At 36.1% G+C, this 17,919-nt stretch carries 10 protein-coding genes; 2 read left to right on the top strand and 8 right to left on the bottom strand.

Annotation, left to right across the window (positions count from 1 at the left end; all coding sequences use genetic code 11):
* Nucleotides 1-159 precede the first annotated feature (159 nt).
* The 4 genes from trxB to serS all read right to left on the bottom strand — a co-directional run bounded on the left by trxB (nucleotide 160) and on the right by serS (nucleotide 5,358).
* Nucleotides 160-1,098 (bottom strand): thioredoxin-disulfide reductase, encoded by a 939-nt coding sequence (gene trxB / locus ABWU75_RS04260; RefSeq protein WP_264687975.1) that lies wholly within the window; start codon nucleotides 1,096-1,098, stop codon nucleotides 160-162.
* Nucleotides 1,085-1,684 (bottom strand): peroxiredoxin, encoded by a 600-nt coding sequence (locus ABWU75_RS04255; protein ID WP_264731438.1) that lies wholly within the window; start codon nucleotides 1,682-1,684, stop codon nucleotides 1,085-1,087. Before ABWU75_RS04255 ends, trxB begins: the two co-directional genes overlap by 14 nt.
* Before the next feature lie 1,090 nt (nucleotides 1,685-2,774).
* On the bottom strand, nucleotides 2,775-4,046 hold the full coding sequence (purD, locus tag ABWU75_RS04250; protein ID WP_353286679.1) for a phosphoribosylamine--glycine ligase: 1,272 nt from the start codon (nucleotides 4,044-4,046) through the stop codon (nucleotides 2,775-2,777).
* A gap of 34 nt (nucleotides 4,047-4,080) precedes the next feature.
* On the bottom strand, nucleotides 4,081-5,358 hold the full coding sequence (gene serS / locus ABWU75_RS04245; RefSeq protein ID WP_264731433.1) for a serine--tRNA ligase: 1,278 nt from the start codon (nucleotides 5,356-5,358) through the stop codon (nucleotides 4,081-4,083).
* Nucleotides 5,359-5,501: 143 nt separating this feature from the next.
* Between serS and ABWU75_RS04240 the strand changes: the two genes are divergently transcribed.
* Complete coding sequence (locus ABWU75_RS04240; RefSeq protein WP_353286678.1) at nucleotides 5,502-6,761, top strand: hypothetical protein; 1,260 nt, start codon at nucleotides 5,502-5,504, stop codon at nucleotides 6,759-6,761.
* Nucleotides 6,762-6,766: 5 nt separating this feature from the next.
* The gene (gene dusB, locus ABWU75_RS04235) at nucleotides 6,767-7,729 is read left to right on the top strand and encodes a tRNA dihydrouridine synthase DusB (protein WP_353286677.1); all 963 of its coding nucleotides are present in this window, start codon (nucleotides 6,767-6,769) and stop codon (nucleotides 7,727-7,729) included.
* Between the two features lie 6 nt (nucleotides 7,730-7,735).
* On the opposite strand, the gene ABWU75_RS04230 is transcribed toward dusB, so the two are convergent.
* Genes ABWU75_RS04230 through rplA form a run of 4 tightly spaced genes read right to left on the bottom strand, consistent with a single transcriptional unit; the run spans nucleotide 7,736 to nucleotide 17,918 of the window.
* The gene (locus ABWU75_RS04230; protein ID WP_353286676.1) at nucleotides 7,736-16,249 is read right to left on the bottom strand and encodes a DNA-directed RNA polymerase subunit beta/beta'; all 8,514 of its coding nucleotides are present in this window, start codon (nucleotides 16,247-16,249) and stop codon (nucleotides 7,736-7,738) included.
* Between the two features lie 56 nt (nucleotides 16,250-16,305).
* Nucleotides 16,306-16,707, bottom strand: coding sequence for a 50S ribosomal protein L7/L12 (gene rplL / locus ABWU75_RS04225; protein WP_264731424.1), 402 nt, complete (start codon nucleotides 16,705-16,707; stop codon nucleotides 16,306-16,308).
* Nucleotides 16,708-16,733: 26 nt separating this feature from the next.
* On the bottom strand, nucleotides 16,734-17,252 hold the full coding sequence (gene rplJ / locus ABWU75_RS04220) for a 50S ribosomal protein L10 (protein WP_253307300.1): 519 nt from the start codon (nucleotides 17,250-17,252) through the stop codon (nucleotides 16,734-16,736).
* Between the two features lie 12 nt (nucleotides 17,253-17,264).
* The gene (gene rplA, locus ABWU75_RS04215; RefSeq protein ID WP_182183217.1) at nucleotides 17,265-17,918 is read right to left on the bottom strand and encodes a 50S ribosomal protein L1; all 654 of its coding nucleotides are present in this window, start codon (nucleotides 17,916-17,918) and stop codon (nucleotides 17,265-17,267) included.
* Nucleotide 17,919: the final 1 nt, after the last annotated feature.

The following is a 17,919-nucleotide window of genomic DNA, read 5'->3' as shown; positions in this document are numbered from 1 at the left end:
CTAACCCAAGAAAGGTTTTCCTACGTCATACCGCGATTTATTCGCGGTATCTCAGCATAGATTCCGCTAACAAGTAGCGGGATGACGAATTTTTGTTTTTAAAATTATCGATGAACTTAAGTCACTTTAGCTATAAAATCCTAATTCTGAGTTAATTAATTACGACTCTAAAAACTTCTCTGCATCAAGTGCAGCCATGCACCCTGTTCCTGCGGCAACTACTGCCTGGCGATATACCTTATCTTGAACATCACCTGCAGCAAATACTCCTGCTTTACTAGTTAAAGTTGTTCCAGGTTTTGTAATTATGTAACCCTGTTCATCCATTTCAACAAAACCTTTAAAAATACCAGTATTTGGTGCATGCCCGATTGCAATGAACACTCCATCGACTTTCAATTCTTGAGCTTCCGTTGATTTAACTATAATACCAGTAACTTTTTTCGGATTTTCTTCTCCAAGAATCTGCTCTACGGTATGGTTCCACATTACTTTTATTTTATCATTTTTAAAGAGCCTATCTTGCATTACCTTTTCCGCTCTCAATTTATCACGCCTGTGTATTAATATCACTTCTTTGGCAAATCGAGTTAAAAATATTGCTTCTTCAACAGCGGTATTTCCACCACCAATCACGGCTACAACTTTATTCCTAAAAAATGCACCATCACAAGTTGCACAAGCTGAAACTCCGTAACCTTGAAATTCCTTTTCACTCTTGAGACCAAGCCATTTTGCTTGCGCACCAGATGCAATTATAATTGCATCTGAATAGTAGTCATTAGTATTACCAGAAGATCTAAACCTATACTCATTAGAATCCTCAAGTTGTTCAACGCTTTTTATCTCATCATCTATTATTTTTGCTCCAACCTGTTCTGCATGCAACCTCATTTGCTCCATTAGTTCTGGACCCTGTATTGAAACAAAACCAGGATAGTTTTCAACATCTGTAGTAATTGTAAGCTGACCACCAGGCTGCATTCCCGTTACTACAATTGGCTCTAAGTTTGCACGTGCTGCATATATAGCAGCAGCATAACCCGCTGCTCCAGATCCAATAATAAGAACTTTTGTACTAAATCTATAATTCTTCACTGTATGAGTTTAGATAATCAGCTACTCCTTCATCGCTTGCCTGCATTGCTGGCTTACCTTTTTTCCACCCTGCTGGACATACTTCACCATGCTCCTCATTATGTTTAATTGCATCAACGATTCTAACGAATTCATCGATATTACGCCCTAAAGGCAAATCATTTATCGATTGATGACGTACAATAAATTTATCATCAATAACGAAAGTTGCTCTCAGCGCAATTGAGTCATCATATAAGACCCCATAGTCTCTTGATATAGACTTTTTGATATCAGATACTAAAGTGTAGCTAACCTCTCCAATACCACCATCATTAACTGGAGTGTTTCGCCATTTATAATGTGAAAATTTTGAATCTACACTTATTCCTATCACTTCAATACCACGCTTTGCAAACTCATTTATTCTATTATTGAGCGATATCAATTCAGTTGGGCAAACAAAAGTAAAATCAAGTGGATAGAAAAAAAGGACAGCATACTTATTTTTTATGTGCTTACTCAGACAGAAATCATCAACAATTTCTCCGCCGGAGAGAACAGCTGAAGCAGTAAAATCGATAGCAGATTTTGTTACAAGATTCATAATTGACCTATTCTTTTAAAACAACTCTAATTTTACACTTGATGAACTTATATGCAAGTTTTCTTTAGTTTTAGCCCTATAAAAACTTCCTAAAATAGCTCTTCTTTTTTACCGATAAGATACAATCCAGATTGGACACTGAGTTGGTGAGTATAAAATTCTACGTCATTCCACCATGAACCGTCATACCGCCGCGGTATCTCTAGATCCCGCTAACAAGCAGCGGGATCCAGGATTTTGATTGGGTTGGTAAGCATAAAAGTATAGCTTCTACGTCATACCGTGATTTATTCACGGTATCTCACATAGATCCCGCTAACAAGCAGCGGGATGACGAGCTTATCGTCATTCCACCACGAACCGTCATACCGCCGCGGTATCTCTTAGCATAGATCCCACTAACATGTAGCGGGATCCAGGATTTTGATTGGGTTGGTAAGCATAAAAGTATAGCTTCTACGTCATACCGTGATTTATTCACGGTATCTCACATAGATCCCGCTAACAAGCAGCGGGATGACGAGCTTATCGTCATTCCACCATGAACCGTCATACCGCCGCGGTATCTCTAGATCCCGCTAACACGTAGCAGGATGACGGTTGTCGTTTAGCCATAAATATTTAAGAAATTTACCAAACGAAAAAAAAGGCAAAAGAAACCCTGGTCATTGTCTATTTTCTGTATTGGCGTTTTTTTAAGTCTTAAACACTGCAATTTAGCTGCTTTTAAGTGCAACTCACCTTAGTTCAAATGTTTAAGAAATTTACTAAGCAGAAAAAAAGGCAAAAGAAATCCCGTGTTAGCTAGTTGTCACTCTCTAATCCTGCAAATTGGCGTACTATACTGTCTTAAACGACTTATAAGCGCGTTTCAGCTTGTATAGGTAAAAACCTAGAAATTTGATAAAGACATAGAGTGCACATAGTGCAAAAAATTAAACATGAGACGCCAAATATGTTGAGTTTTTTTGTCATTTAATCTGTACAGAGAAGATAAATAAATAGCTTCAATTTCATGATAAGGGGCCTGGCGGAGTTTGTCAAGTAAGTTTTGCATTTCTGTGAGCTAACTGCTAACCGACAGCTAACATTAACTACCAATATCGTATCTGAAGAAGCCCCCTGGCCATTCTAAAAAATTTAATGCTGAGTACACCTTACTTTTGGCTTCCTCTATAGTGCTCCCTTCTGCTACTATATTTAGCACTCTTCCGCCATCTGAAACCCAATTACCACTCTCATCTAATTTAGTACCAGCGTGAAATACCAATATACCAGGAATGCTTTCAATTTTATCTAATCCCTTAATTACTTCTCCCTTTTGATAATCACCCGGATAGCCTTTACTTGCAACAACTACACAAACTGTAGATTTGTTGTTAAGTTCCACCATTTTGACATTTAACTTTCCTTCTGCAGATGACAACATCAATTTTAACAAATCGCAATTTGAATCAAATCTAGGTAATATAGATTGCGTTTCTGGATCACCGAATCTAACGTTATACTCGAGAAGTTTTGGGCCATCTCTGCAAATCATTAAACCAGCAAAGAGTACTCCCTTATAAGGCGTACCCATGTTAACCAATGCTTGAGCTGTAGGGTATATTATTTTTTGGATGATTTTTTGCTCCATGTCCTTACTTATAATTGAAGGTGATGAGTACGATCCCATACCCCCAGTATTTTGGCCTTCATTATTTTCATTCACTCTCTTATAATCTTTTGCGCACCCAAGAGTTACTACTTTCAACCCATCAACAAGAGCAAAAAAGCTTACTTCTTCTCCAATTAAAAATTCTTCTATGATTATTTCTTCACCTGATTCACCAAATTCTTTCTCCACTAGCATTGAATCTATTGCTGAAAAAGCTTCGTTTTCTGCGCAACATATCATCACGCCTTTCCCTGCCGCAATTCCATTTGCTTTCACTACAAGTGGAAACTTTATTTTATTGCTACGTACAAAATCTTTAGCTAATCCTTCATCAACAAAACACTCGTACTTGGCAGTTGGTATGCCATATCGCTTGCATAGTCCTTTGGTGAAAGACTTTGATCCCTCAAGTTTTGCAGCTGCTTGACTCGGAGCAAAAACATTTATTCCCTCTGCAACTAAATCATCAGCAAGCCCATCAATTATTGGTTGTTCTGGACCAATAACAACCAACTCTATATTTTCTCTCTTGCAAAATTGTGTAACATCCACTGAATTTTGAATATTTACATCCACAAGAGTCCCAAGATCTTTCATAGCTTGGCGACCAGGAGTTACATATAACTCAGTCAAGATAGGAGATTTTTTTAGAGCCCAAAGTAGAGCGTGCTCACGTCCACCAGAACCTATAACCAGAACCTTCATCTTTATTTCCTCGCTTTTCTATATGTCAAAATTATTATTTGCTTATAACAGTATCATTACTCATGTATTTTTGCAACACGTTTGGTATTGCAATCGACCCGTCAGAATTTTGATAATTCTCCATTATGGCAACAATCGTTCTTCCTATAGCTAAAGCTGAGCCGTTTAAAGTGTGAACATATTTTTTTATCTTTTTATCAGTTTCTGAAGAGTATTTAGCGTTCATCCTTCTTGCTTGAAATGCACCACAATTTGAGCAGCTTGATATTTCTCTATATTTATTTTGCTCAGGTAACCATACCTCTATGTCATAAGTCCTTTGTGCAGCAAAACCCATATCACCACTACACAGTAGCATTACTCTATACGGTAATTCTAGTTTTTTTAATATCTCTTCAACAACATTCGTCATGCGCTCAAGTTCATCATTTGATTGGTCTTCAGTTGTAATACTCACCAACTCCACTTTACCAAATTGGTGTTGCCTTATCATGCCTCTCGTGTCTCGCCCTGCGCTGCCTGCTTCTTTACGAAAACACTCTGAATACGCAGTAAAACGAATAGGCAGTTCTTTTTCCTCTACTATTTTATCAGCAACCAAATTTGTTAAAAACACTTCACTTGTGGGAATCAACCTCAATTCGTCGGTAGTTAAATACGAATCGTCAGAAAATTTTGGTAGCTGACCAACGTTATACATAGCTTCGTTTTTCACCAAAGCTGGGTGGTACACCTCAGTATAGCCAAATTCATTAACATGCATTTCAAGCATAAAATTTATTAGCGCTCGTCCAAGCTTAGCTAACTGTCCTTTTAATATCGCAAATCTTGATCCGGAAATTTTCGCCGCTTGTTCGAAGTCCATTAAACCTAATTTTTCTCCGAGTTCATAATGAGATTCTGGTACAAAATCAAACTGTCTTTTTCCTCCATATCTTCTCACCTCTAAATTAGAGTTCTCATCTGCGCCTATTGGCACATCTTGCGCAGGAATATTCGGCAAGTTAGATAAAACATTCACTAACTTATCCTTTTCTGCTTGTTCCTTTAAGCTAATTGCCTCTATCTCATTCGTGATGTCTTTTGACAACTCTATTTGCTCTTCACAAGGGCTCTTGCTCATTTTAAGCTTCTTTATTTCCTCTGTGATTTCATTGCGCTGCCTATTTAAATCTTGCAATTTAGTGGTTAATGACCTTTTCTCGTGATCAATTTCTAATACCTCTTTTGCAGTAAACTCTCTTATCCCCCTGCTTTTCATTGCCTTTTCAAATCCTTCAGGGTTTTTGCGTATATATTCTATATCGTGCATATATTGTGCTATTACTAACATTATTACTGTACTTCAAAAGCTCTTAATATTCAATATTTTCTCATACTACTAAAATTATTATGGTTGATTTTTTTGTTAGAATTTGTTAAAATCTAATTAACTTAGCGTTCATAGGATATAGTATGTCGGGCATCATAAAAAAATATAATCAATTTAAAGAGAGCACTTACTTTGCTGGTGGAAAATTCGTTATCTACGCTACTTGTGTATGCCTAGCAGCCACATTTGCTGTTGGCTATTTGGGGTTGATAATAGGATTCCCTCTATTGATCTTTCCACTTGCTATGCTCATCTCTAACCCCATAGTTTGGGTTTTAATGGGAATAATTCTTACAGTAGCATACAAAATGGTTGTTGAACCTTTATTTTACTTAGCAAAGAACTATATTAATGGAAAAGGAGCAGGTCAAGGTGAGCAAAAAACTCAAGATGGAGATAGTGGTGTTGTACCAGATGGCACGGAAAGCCCAGAGAATAGAAGTCGTAGAAATTCTGATGCTTCAGTAGATAGTGGTTTGGATATGAACTCAAAAATTGTTACATATAATACTGCAGGGGACGGTAACTGCTTTTTCCATGCGGTATTTGGTGATAATAGCTCTGGTCAATATAAGGCTGAAAAAGCACAAGATATGAGAATGGAGAGGCACAAATTTTTAAGTCAATTTAAATCTTTGGATGATCCAAGTATGCCAGCTTCTCTAAGAGGGCATCTAGAAACGCTTTTTAATATGTTTTTAAACAAGCCAGGAGATCTAACTGGGAGGTCAGATGAAATAAAGAAGCTGGTTGAACAGACAAATGAAAAGACTAGAAATGCTAAAGATAAGGTTGGGGAGCTAGTAGGTAGAGTTATTAGAAATTTTAATGTATCGCATGATAAAGCTATCAGCAATCTAAGAGAATATGCAGAAGCTCTTGATCCAGATAATTTTGATGAAGAGATTTACAAAACAAAATACAATAGTGATGTTATTACAAATTCATTTCTTAATAACCCTGAACTTTACAAAGCTTATTTAGAAGCAATAAATAATCCGTGCTATTATATTTTTATCAAAGAAATTCCTATTTTAGCTTCTTTAGCTAACATTAAAATTAATGTCTATTATAAAGACAATAACAACGAGAAGCACGAGGAGTTTAAGCCAGATCCACAAATGATAAATAATGATCTGCTAAATCACATATTTGGTCGTGGAAGTTATAAATTAAACGACGAGTTATGGGGTGATAAAAGACAAGAAACAATATACTTAAAACCTGGTCATTACGAGAGAGCTAAGGTAGTAGAGGCAGAGCCTTCTCTTATGGAAAAAGTAAATTCGGCTCTACAAGGTGCTGCAGCAGCATATGCTAATGCATTAAGTTTGAACACATAGAATGTATGCCCCTCCAAATAGGAAGTTTGACGATTGATTCTTCAGTTATTTTAGCTCCAATGTCAGGGGTAACTGATTATCCGTTTAGAAGTATTGTAAAGAAGCTAGGTGCAAGTTTGTTAGTTTCAGAAATGATTGCAAGCAGAGCCATGATTATGCAAACTCGCCAGAGTCTGCAAAAAGCAAAAGTCGATGAATTAACTGCTGTGCAGCTTGCTGGATGCGAGCCGGATGTAATGGCAGAGGCTGCAAAACTAAATGAGGATATGGGTGCAAAAATAATAGATATAAATTTCGGTTGTCCTGTTAAAAAAGTTGTAAACGGTTATGCAGGATCAGCGCTAATGCGTGATGAGAAAAAAGCCGCTGAGATAATTGAGGCCGTGGTCAAAGCAGTGAATGTGCCAGTTACGGTGAAAATGCGCACTGGATGGAACGATGAAAATCGCAATGCACCGAGGCTTGCGAAAATTGCCGAAGACTTAGGAGCAAAAATGATCACTGTGCATGGAAGAACGAGGGCACAGCTCTATAACGGCCAAGCAGATTGGAAATTCGTTAGAAATGTTAAGGAGCAAGTGAAAATTCCAGTTATAGTAAATGGCGATATTAAAAATTTAAATGATATTCAGAATGCTCTCAAAGAATCTGGAGCAGACGGAGTGATGATAGGTCGTGGTGCCTACGGTAAACCTTGGCTGATTAATCAAGCAATGAACTTCCTCAGTGGAAGTGAAACTTCTGAGCCAACAGCTTCAGAGAGATTAAGCATCATACTCGAGCATTACAACAATATTCTTGAGTACTATGGAAATGACACAGGAATAAAGATGGCCCGCAAACACATAGGTTGGTACAGTAGCGGGCTTCAAAGCTCATCTGAATTTCGCATGAGAGTAAATAACATGACAGATAGCACAGAAGTGAAAGAAAATATTATTGGCTTTTTTGGTCAAGAGACACACTAGCTGTACTCAATTCGACTGATCATATGCCACTACGCTCTCTTCCTCACCAGAGTGTAAATGACAATTATTATCCATAAACCATTTCTCGTCATAAGTTTCAATATCAAAATATTTTTCATATTTATCTATATTATCACAAAGTGAAAGTGCTCTGATCTTATTCATAATCAAACCTGTACCAGCAGGAATTAATCTTCCTACTATAACATTTTCTTTTAATCCACTTAAAGGATCACTCTTCCCGCAGAATGCTGCTTCTGTAAGTACTTTTGTTGTCTCTTGGAAAGAAGCAGCAGAAATAAAGGAGCTAGTTTCAAGACTTGCCCTAGTAATCCCCTGCAGAATAGGAAGATAATAAGCAGGCCGTTTGCCAGAGTTACTCATAGCATCATTTTCCCTATCAACTTCCAGCTTGTCAATGCTTTCGCCAACCAAGTACATAGTATCACCAGGATCAGTAATTTCCACTTTTTGTAGCATTTGTTTTAAGATCACCTCTAAATGCTTGTTGTCTATACGAACACTCTGCAATCTATAAACTTGCTGTATTTCAGAAATCATATAGTGCGCTAAAGCTTCTAACCCAAGCACACGTAAAATATCATGGAGATCAGGGTCACCATCCATCAATAGATCACCTTTACGTACAAAATCACCTTCATTGACTATTACATGCTTACTTCTTGATACCAAATATTCAACTGGAGAAATTTGTTCATCTACAGGTTTAATTAATATACTGCGTTTTCCTCTACGGTCTTTTTCAGAAAACGCTACATAGCCATCTATCTCACTAACAATAGCATGCTCTTTAGGACGACGTGCTTCAAATAACTCTATAACCCTCGGTAAACCACCAGTAATATCACGAGTTTTAACTGACTCTCTTGGTGTTCTTGTAATAACATCACCTGCATGAACCTTCTGGCCATTTTGTACATTGAGCACTGCACCAATTGGTATAAAATAACATGCTTCAACGCCACTTGCGAGTGTCATTACTTCACCATTATCGTCAAGCAGCACAATACGAGGACGTAAACTAGCTCCACCAGAATGCAATTTCCAGTCTTTTACTACTTTGCTTGATATTCCTGTAGATTCATCCATCACTTCAGTGATCGAAATTCCATCTTTTAAGTCCTGATAAGACACTGTACCAGTCTTCTCCGTGATAATAGGCAATGTATAAGGATCCCATTCCGCAACTTTATCGCCAATTTTTACTGACCCACTCTCATCCACATAAAGTTTAGCACCGTAAGGTACACTATGCTTCAACTTCTCACTACCAAGGCTATCAACCAACACGACTTCACAGGAACGGCTTATCACAATTTTATTTCCGTTTCTATCTATAATTATATTACTATTGTTTAACTTTATTTTAGCACTAATAGAAGCTATAATATTTGAGGATTCAACGCCTCTAGTCATTACCCCACCTATATGGAAAGTACGCATCGTTAACTGAGTACCTGGCTCTCCAACAGATTGAGCAGCTATAACACCAACTGCTTCACCTATTGAAACAATTTTACCAGATGCAAGGTCTCTTCCATAACACAAAGAACACACACCTGGACTTATTTCACAAGTTAAAGGCGATCTAATTTTTACAGCATCAAGACCTGCAATGCTGATTTGCTTTACTTTATCCTCATCAATTAATTCCCCTGCTTTTACTAATAATTCTTTTGTCACTGGGTTATATATACCATTTGCAGATGTTCTACCCAGCACAACACTCTCTAGAGATGCAACTATAGTACTTCCTTCAACTGTAGCTCTCACAACAAGACCATTTTTTGTTTTACAGTCATGCTTTGTAACTATGCAATTTTGAGACACATCAACTAAACGACGAGTTAAGTATCCAGAGTTTGCAGTTTTAAGCGCAGTGTCAGCTAAACCTTTACGCGCACCGTGAGTAGAATTAAAGTATTCAAATACGTTCAATCCTTCACGGAAATTAGAAATTATAGGTGTTTCTATAATCTCACCAGAAGGTTTGGTCATGAGCCCTCGCATTCCTGCTAGCTGTTTCATCTGTGAAGTAGAACCCCTTGCACCAGAGTTAACCATCATATACACTGAGTTGTACTTACTATTTCCATCATATATAGATATTGCTTTTAACATATCATTAGCTATCATATCCGTACACTTAGACCATTCATCTATAACCTTGTTATACCTCTCACTTCTAGTTATTAGCCCATCTTGATATTGCATAGAGAATTTCTTAATTTCACCCCTCGCGTGATCAACATGTGTAGCTTTAGTTTCAGGTATAACCAGATCACAACGACCAAAAGAAACACCAGAAAATGTGGCATACTCAAAGCCAAGTACCATTAATTTATCAGAAAATGCCACTGTAGCACTTTGACCACAGTTACGATATACTAAATCAACTATACCAGTTATTTCCTTGACTGTTAATATCTGATTTATTAGATCGAAGCCTAGATTCTCATGCTTAGGAAAAATTTGCCATAATATTAAACGGCCAGGAGTTGTACAAACAGTTTTATAGTGAGTTTCACCGCTGCTATTAATATACTCCATCCTATACTTTATACTAGAATGAATATGTAAAGTGCCATCACTCAAAGAATGCTCAACTTCACAAAAAGCACCAAAAGATGGTAAATTATCTTCCTTAGGTTCTTGTAAAGTCAGATAATATATACCAAGTACTATATCTTTACTAGGAACTATAATCGGTCTGCCATTAGAAGGACTTAAAACGTTATTAGTGGACATCATCAACACCCTAGCTTCAAGCTGAGCTTCCAATGAAATTGGCACATGCACTGCCATTTGGTCACCATCAAAATCAGCATTAAACGCCGTACAGACAAGCGGATGAAGCTGTATTGCTTTGCCTTCAATAAGGATTGGCTCAAAAGCCTGAATACCAAGTCTATGTAGCGTAGGCGCTCTATTCAACAAAACAGGATGCTCTTTTATTACCTCTTCAAGCATATCCCAAACTTCTGGTTTTTCTGCTCTTATCAACTTACTAGCAAACTTAATAGTTGGAGCCATACTATACATCTTAAGCTTTGAGTAAACAAAAGGTTTGAATAGTTCAAGAGCCATTCTTTTTGGTAATCCACACTGATTTAGTTTCAAAGTTGGACCAACAACTATTACAGAACGTCCAGAGTAGTCTACCCTTTTTCCTAAGAGGTTCTGGCGAAAACGACCCTGTTTTCCTTTTAACATATCACTAATGGACTTTTTATATCCAACAGCACCAGCTTTGTTTACCAAAGTATTACGACGACTATTATCAAAAAGAGAATCAACTGCTTCTTGTAACATCCTTTTTTCATTACGAATCATAATCTCAGGAGGATTTAAGCTCAACAATTTCCTCAACCTGTTATTTCTATTAATAATAGTCCTATAATGATGATTCAGATCAGAAACTGCAGGACGACCACTTTCAAGCGATACCAAAGGACGCAAATCAGGCGGTAAAATAGGTATAGTTGTAAGTATCATCCACTCAGGCCTATTTCCAGATTTAATGAAGTTTTCAATAATACGCAATCTCTTTATAATTTTCTTTCTTCTTATCTCAGAAGCAACAGACTCTAATTCTAGTCTTAAATCCTTCCTAATTTCATGTAAATCAAGGCGCGTTAGCAACTCTCTTATAGCTTCAACACCTTGCATAGCTACAAAACTATCGATCCCATAGCTATCTTTAGCTTCATTATAAGCTTTTTCACTAATAATCTCACCTTTTTCAAAAGGCGAAACAAGAGGATCTATCACGATATAATTATCGCTATATAAAATATTCTCAATATCTCTGAGAGACATATCCAATAATGCTCCAATTCTTGAAGGAAGCGATTTCAAAAGCCATATATGAGCAACAGGAGATGCAAGCTCTATATGACCCATCCTTTCTCTTCTTACTTTAGAAGATGTAACTTCTACTCCGCATTTTTCACATATGCGACCTCTGTGTCTTCTTTTTTTGTATTTTCCACATAAACATTCATCGTCATTGACAGGGCCAAAAACCTTAGGGCAAAATAATCCACCTTTCTCAACTTTGAACGTACGATAATTTGCAGTTGAAACATCTTCTATCTCACCACAAGATATACGCTTAATACTTTCAGGGCTAGCAATCGATATGCTAACCTCATTAAAAGGTTGTGCAATGTTAGTGTGAGATATATCTTCAATCACTACATCATTTTGCTTTAAATCTACATTTAAACATAAAGAACGTAGTTCTTTTATCATCACATTAAAGGATTCAGGAATTCCACATTCAAAATTACTGTCACCTTTTATTATCGATTCGTAAATCTTAACTCTACCATTAATATCATCAGACTTCACAGTTAACATTTCCTGCAAAGTATAAGCAGCACCATAGGCTTGTAATGCCCAACATTCCATTTCACCAAAACGCTGACCACCAAAATGAGATTTTCCTCCTAGAGGTTGTTGAGTAACCAAACTATAAGGCCCTACTGAACGCGCATGAATTTTACCATCAACCAAGTGGTGCAACTTAAGCATGTACATGTAACCAACTGTAACCTTGCGGTCGAATTTTTCACCACTGCAACCGTCATATAATACAGCTTGTCCAGAGTTATCCAAACCAGCAAGTTCAAATAATTTTGCTATTTGTTCATCTTTTGGACCCTCAAATACAGGTGCAGCAACAGGAACGCCATCACGTAATTTACGTGCAAATTCAATGAGATTATTATCACTAATATTACGAATATCATTACAGATAGATACGTTACTACCATAGCTATAAACCTCAATCAGGAAATTACGTAAATTGCTGTATGAACTTTTACAAGAGTTCAAATAGTTCTCTACTAACGCATTCAACTCGTCATTTAGTGCATTTTTATTAGGTGTATTTAAAACAGAAGCCATTATTTCATCATCATCAATATTTTCAATTTTTTTATTGTCAAGGTATGCTACTGAAAATTGTGTAAAATTATCATCGTTAAGGGACCTAATTCCCTTGCAAAAAGCACTTTTGATTTTATTGATCTCATCGAGAATATTACTTACCCTTTCCCCTAATTTTCTACAAGCCCAACCTACATGCGTTTCCAGTATTTGCCCTACATTCATTCGTGAAGGAACACCAAGAGGGTTAAAAATAATATCAACAGGAGTACCATCTTCCAAATAAGGCATATCTTCCACTGGCACAACTCGAGAGATCACACCTTTATTCCCATGTCTACCAGCCATTTTATCCCCTGGTTGCAGACTATGTTTCACAGCAATGAAAACTTTTACTGACATCGACACACCTTGAGGCAGGTCATAACCTTCATGTAATTTTTCTACTTTTCGCTTAAACTGTGCTATTGCATGTGATACTTTTTCATCAAAATCTTTTTTTAAGCTCTTAACTTGCTCAGAAATGGATTGGTTTTTTAATCCTATACCCCACCATTGCTCACGTTCAATAGAGTCAAATTTTTCTCGATCTTGAGAACCAGAATTAATAAGAAGTTTCTTCAGTTCATCATAGAAATATTCACTAGTAACATTGATTATATAATCTCGCTCTTCCTCAAAGTCATTTACCTCTTTTTGTTTGATGAGTAATGCCCTTTCATTTTCTTCAACCCCCCTGCGTGTAAAGACTTGTACATCAATTACTGTCCCTTCAACATCTGGAGATGTATATAAAGAGGAATCTGCACAATCGAATGACTTTTCACCAAAAATTGTCATTAATAACTTCGTTTCAGGAGGCAATGAAAGAGAAGGTTTAGGTGTAACTTTACCTACCAGAATATAGCCTGGACCAACTCTTGTACCAATTTTCACTATACCACTATCATCCAAGTGATATAGATTTTCTTCATTAACACCAGGTATAGCACGAGTTATTTTTTCTGATCCTAAAGGGGTATCATGTACAACACAGTCAAATTCTTCTATATGAATAGAAGTAAAGAGATCTTTTTTAACAACTTCACTAGAAATAATAATAGAGTCTTCAAAATTATAACCTTGCCAAGACATAAAAGCGACTAGCAAATTTTTACCAAGCGCCAACTCACCACTGTTAATTGCAGGACCATCAGCTATTACATCACCCTTTTTAACATAATCACCTACGCACACTAGCGGTCTTTGATTAATACAAGTATTATGGTTAGAACGCTGAAATTTCCTTAGATGATAAATATCTACGTCCAAGTAGTTAACCCTTTCTTTATCAAAAGCACGTATAACTATAGAGTTACTATCAGAACTATCAACTATGCCATCGCGTTTTGCTAAAACTACAGCACCAGAGCCAGAAGCTACAAAAGACTCCATACCAGTAGCAACCAGAGGAGCGGTAGGCTTCAATAAAGGTACGGCCTGACGTTGCATATTTGAGCCCATTAATGCTCTATTAGCATCATCATTTTCTAAAAATGGAATCAAGGAAGCCGCAACTGATATTACCTGCTTAGGAGATACGTCAATGTAACTCACCTGATCACTACTTACCATAATGAAACTACTAGCATATCTACAGTATAGCATATCATCAACAAAGCAATTATTTTCATCGAGCTTTGCGCTGGTATCAGCTATATAATATAAACCTTCATCTATGGCAGACAGATACTCAATTTGATCAGTAACAACCCTATTAACTACTTTTCTATAAGGACTTTCAATGAAACCATATTTATTAATACGCGCGTATATAGCTAAACTGTTGATTAACCCTATATTTTGCCCTTCAGGAGTCTCAATAGGGCAAATTCTTCCATAATGAGTTGGATGAACATCACGCACTTCAAATCCTGCCCGTTCTCTTGTTAAACCACCAGGACCTAACGCGGACAACCTTCTTTTATGTGTTATTTCAGATAACGGATTAGTCTGATCCATAAATTGAGATAATTGAGAAGAATTGAAGAAATCTCTTAAGACATTAGTTAACACTTTTGGATTAATAAAATCAGATGGAGAAACTTTATCTAAACTAGAAGTGGACATAGAATCAACTATTGCGCGTTCCAATTTCAACAACCCAGTTCTAAATTGATTTTCTATAAACTCTCCAACTGATCTTACTCTTCTGTTTCCTAAATGATCAATATCATCTACAAATCCTTGACCGTCACGTAACAATACTATTTTTTTTACAATTTCAATAATATCTTCATACGTTAAAACAGTTAAATCCTCATCATAATTTAATCCAAGGTAAGAGTTAAGCTTCAACCTACCAATGTTAGACAAATCATAATATTCCGGACTGAAGAAAAGATTACGGAAAAACTCCTCTACTATCTCTAAAACAGGAACTTCACCAGGACGCAAAACTCTATATATTTCATATAGCGCATCCTGATAAGACATGTTTTCGTCTAAGAAAAGCGTATTTAATATATAAGGTCCAACAGATACATTATCTATGTTCAATACTGATATTTCATCCACAGACAATAACTCAAGCTTCTTTATGTCTTCCAGCTTTATAGATTCACCAGCAGATAAAATTTTCGTAGAGCTAGCACTATCCATTAAATCTTCTGCGAGGAATAAACCACATATAGAATTAAAAGGAACCAGATACTCTTTCAATTCATTATCATATAGCTTTTTAGCTAGTCTTGAGGTGATACGAACGTTAGCTTTAAGCAGCACATTACCTTCAATATCCATTAAGTCGAAAGGCAATCTCACTCCTTTAAATTTATCAGGAACAAAAGGCACTTTCCAACCATCTTTATGTTTTACATACTTTATTTTCTCATAAAATCTATCAAATATATCATTATTTGATAGACCTAACGCCTTTAACAAAACTGAGATTGGCAATTTTCTTTTTCTATCAACACGAAAATACAAATGGTCTTTAACATCAAATTCAATATCAAGCCAAGAACCCCTATAAGGAATAATTCTAGCAGAATAGATCAATTTACCAGAATTGTAAGTTTTTCCCTTATCGCTATCAAAAAATACACCAGGAGACCTATGCATTTGTGAGACAATAACTTTTTCTACACCATTAATGATGAAAGTGCCCTTATCAGTCATCATAGGCAACCCACAAAAGTGGACTTCCTGCTCTTCTATAGATTTTACAACGGTTGCAAGTTTAGAATGATCTCCACTCTCTTTAATCGATTTATATTCATCAAGAGAAATACCATCCTGCATAACAACAAGACGTATAGAAGCAATAACCTGAGCAGAAAAAGTTACACCACGCTTTATACACTCAGATTCATCATACTTAGGATCATCTACCCTACAACTTATAAACTCAATAGTAGCCCTACGCAAAGGATCATTTATTGGAAAGATTGTATGAAAGATAACTTCAAGTCTTTCATTACCCTTATTCTTAGGAGCAAATGAATCATACGATTCTTTTTGAACCTTAACCAAATCCAATAAAGAATCTTTTAAATCAATCGACCTAGAATAAGAAACTCTAGGGACAAAAGCACCAGAAGCGTACATATAAGAAGAATCAACCATTAAAATACCCCAAACTAATTAAAAGAGCTATATCAATAAAATTAATACATTAAATATTATTCAAGCTCCACTTTAGTTGCTCCTGCTTCAATAAGTTTTTGCTTGATTTTTTCTGCTTCGTCTTTAGGAACATTAGCAGTTAAATCTTTAGGTAAAGATTCAACCAACTCTTTTGCTTCTCTTAAATTCAATGTAGAATTAACTTCTCTCACAGCTTTAATAACTTCTATTTTTTTTTTCGCATCAATTTCTTTAATCACAACTTTATACTCAGCTTTTTCTTGAGCAGCAGGAGCAGCAGCATTATCACTAATAGGCGCCCCAGCACCAACAGCCCCACCAAGAAAAGAACCAGCAGGCAACCCTATTTTCTCTTCTAGAACTTTTACAAGTTCAGAAGCCTCTAATAGGTTTAAAGATAATATTTTATCAACCAAATCACTTGTTACATTACTCATAATTACCACCTTACTTAACAACAAATTTATTTTTTAGAACTATAATAATCCAAAACTCTCATAAGCCTCATAGAAGATGAATTAATAGACAACGCCAATCGAGCAGGAATATCATAAGATATTAAACGCATAATTTTAACACGCAACTCATCCAAAGAAGGCAACTTAGCCAGTTTATTAACATCTTCCACTGTTAACAATTCATTTATATGAGCCGCGCAAATCACAGACATTTTTTCTTTGTTAGCATTAATAAAATCAACTATTAACTTTGCAGCTTCTACTATGCCACTAGAGTATATAATAGCAACAGAACCAGAAAATTTGCCTGATAAATAAGAAAATTTACCAGTCCTTTCCAAAGCCAAGCGCGCTAGAGTGTTTTTAACTACTAATACCCCACCTGCTATAGACTTCAGGCTATTCCTCAGAGTTAATGAATCATTAGCATTTATAGATTTAAAATTTACTAATATCAAGAAATCATTATTTACAAATACGTTTATTGTGCTCTGTATAAATTCATCCTTATTTTTACGCTTCACGGTATCACTCCCTTAAATTATATCTTCCACTTTGCTTATCTTATAAGCTTCACCCATAGTTGAATTTAAAAAAACACCCTTAAAGTAAATTCCTTTCGCAGAAATAGGTTTATTATCTTTAATTACTTTAAGAAAGGCTTTTAAATTTTCTAGCAAGTCATCAATATCAAATTTAATATTTCCTAATTTACCATGAATAACACCATTTTTATCTGTTCTAAATTTTATCTGACCAGACTTAATGGTTTTAATAGCTTCTGCAATGTTAGAAGTCACAGTACCAAATTTAGGGTTAGGCATCAGCCCTTTAGCACCCAATACTTTTGCAATAGGAGTGATTTTTGCCATAAAATCAGGAGTAGTAATGCACCAATCAACATCTAATTTTCTACCCTTTTTTATTTCTTCAACTAAATCCTCTCCTCCTGCAATATCAGCACCAGCTTTTTCAGCTTCTAATAAATGTTTATCTTGAGCGAAAACAGCTACTTTAATATTCTTCCCGATACCTTTAGGCAAAACTACTGTACCACGCACCTGCTCTTCAGATTTACGTGAATCTACGCCTAAATTGACTGCAATATCAACTGATTCATTAAATTTTGCTGAAGCAGACTCAATAATCTTCTTCAAACACTGCTTAGGATTATCATTATATGTATTCATT

Source organism: Wolbachia endosymbiont (group A) of Anthophora plumipes (assembly GCF_964028115.1).
Lineage (GTDB): Bacteria > Pseudomonadota > Alphaproteobacteria > Rickettsiales > Anaplasmataceae > Wolbachia.
Note: the sequence above shows the minus strand (reverse complement) of the source record. Positions and strands in the feature narration are given on the sequence as shown.

What these genes read in the sequence shown, in the direction of transcription:
- ABWU75_RS04255 (WP_264731438.1), bottom strand. Translation starts at nt 1,684, where the DNA reads ATGAATCTTGTAACAAAATCTGCTATCGATTTTACTGCTTCAGCTGTT.
- purD (WP_353286679.1), bottom strand. Translation starts at nt 4,046, where the DNA reads ATGAAGGTTCTGGTTATAGGTTCTGGTGGACGTGAGCACGCTCTACTT.
- serS (WP_264731433.1), bottom strand. Translation starts at nt 5,358, where the DNA reads ATGCACGATATAGAATATATACGCAAAAACCCTGAAGGATTTGAAAAG.
- ABWU75_RS04240 (WP_353286678.1), top strand. Translation starts at nt 5,502, where the DNA reads ATGTCGGGCATCATAAAAAAATATAATCAATTTAAAGAGAGCACTTAC.
- dusB (WP_353286677.1), top strand. Translation starts at nt 6,767, where the DNA reads ATGCCCCTCCAAATAGGAAGTTTGACGATTGATTCTTCAGTTATTTTA.
- ABWU75_RS04230 (WP_353286676.1), bottom strand. Translation starts at nt 16,249, where the DNA reads ATGGTTGATTCTTCTTATATGTACGCTTCTGGTGCTTTTGTCCCTAGA.
- rplL (WP_264731424.1), bottom strand. Translation starts at nt 16,707, where the DNA reads ATGAGTAATGTAACAAGTGATTTGGTTGATAAAATATTATCTTTAAAC.
- rplA (WP_182183217.1), bottom strand. Translation starts at nt 17,918, where the DNA reads ATGAATACATATAATGATAATCCTAAGCAGTGTTTGAAGAAGATTATT.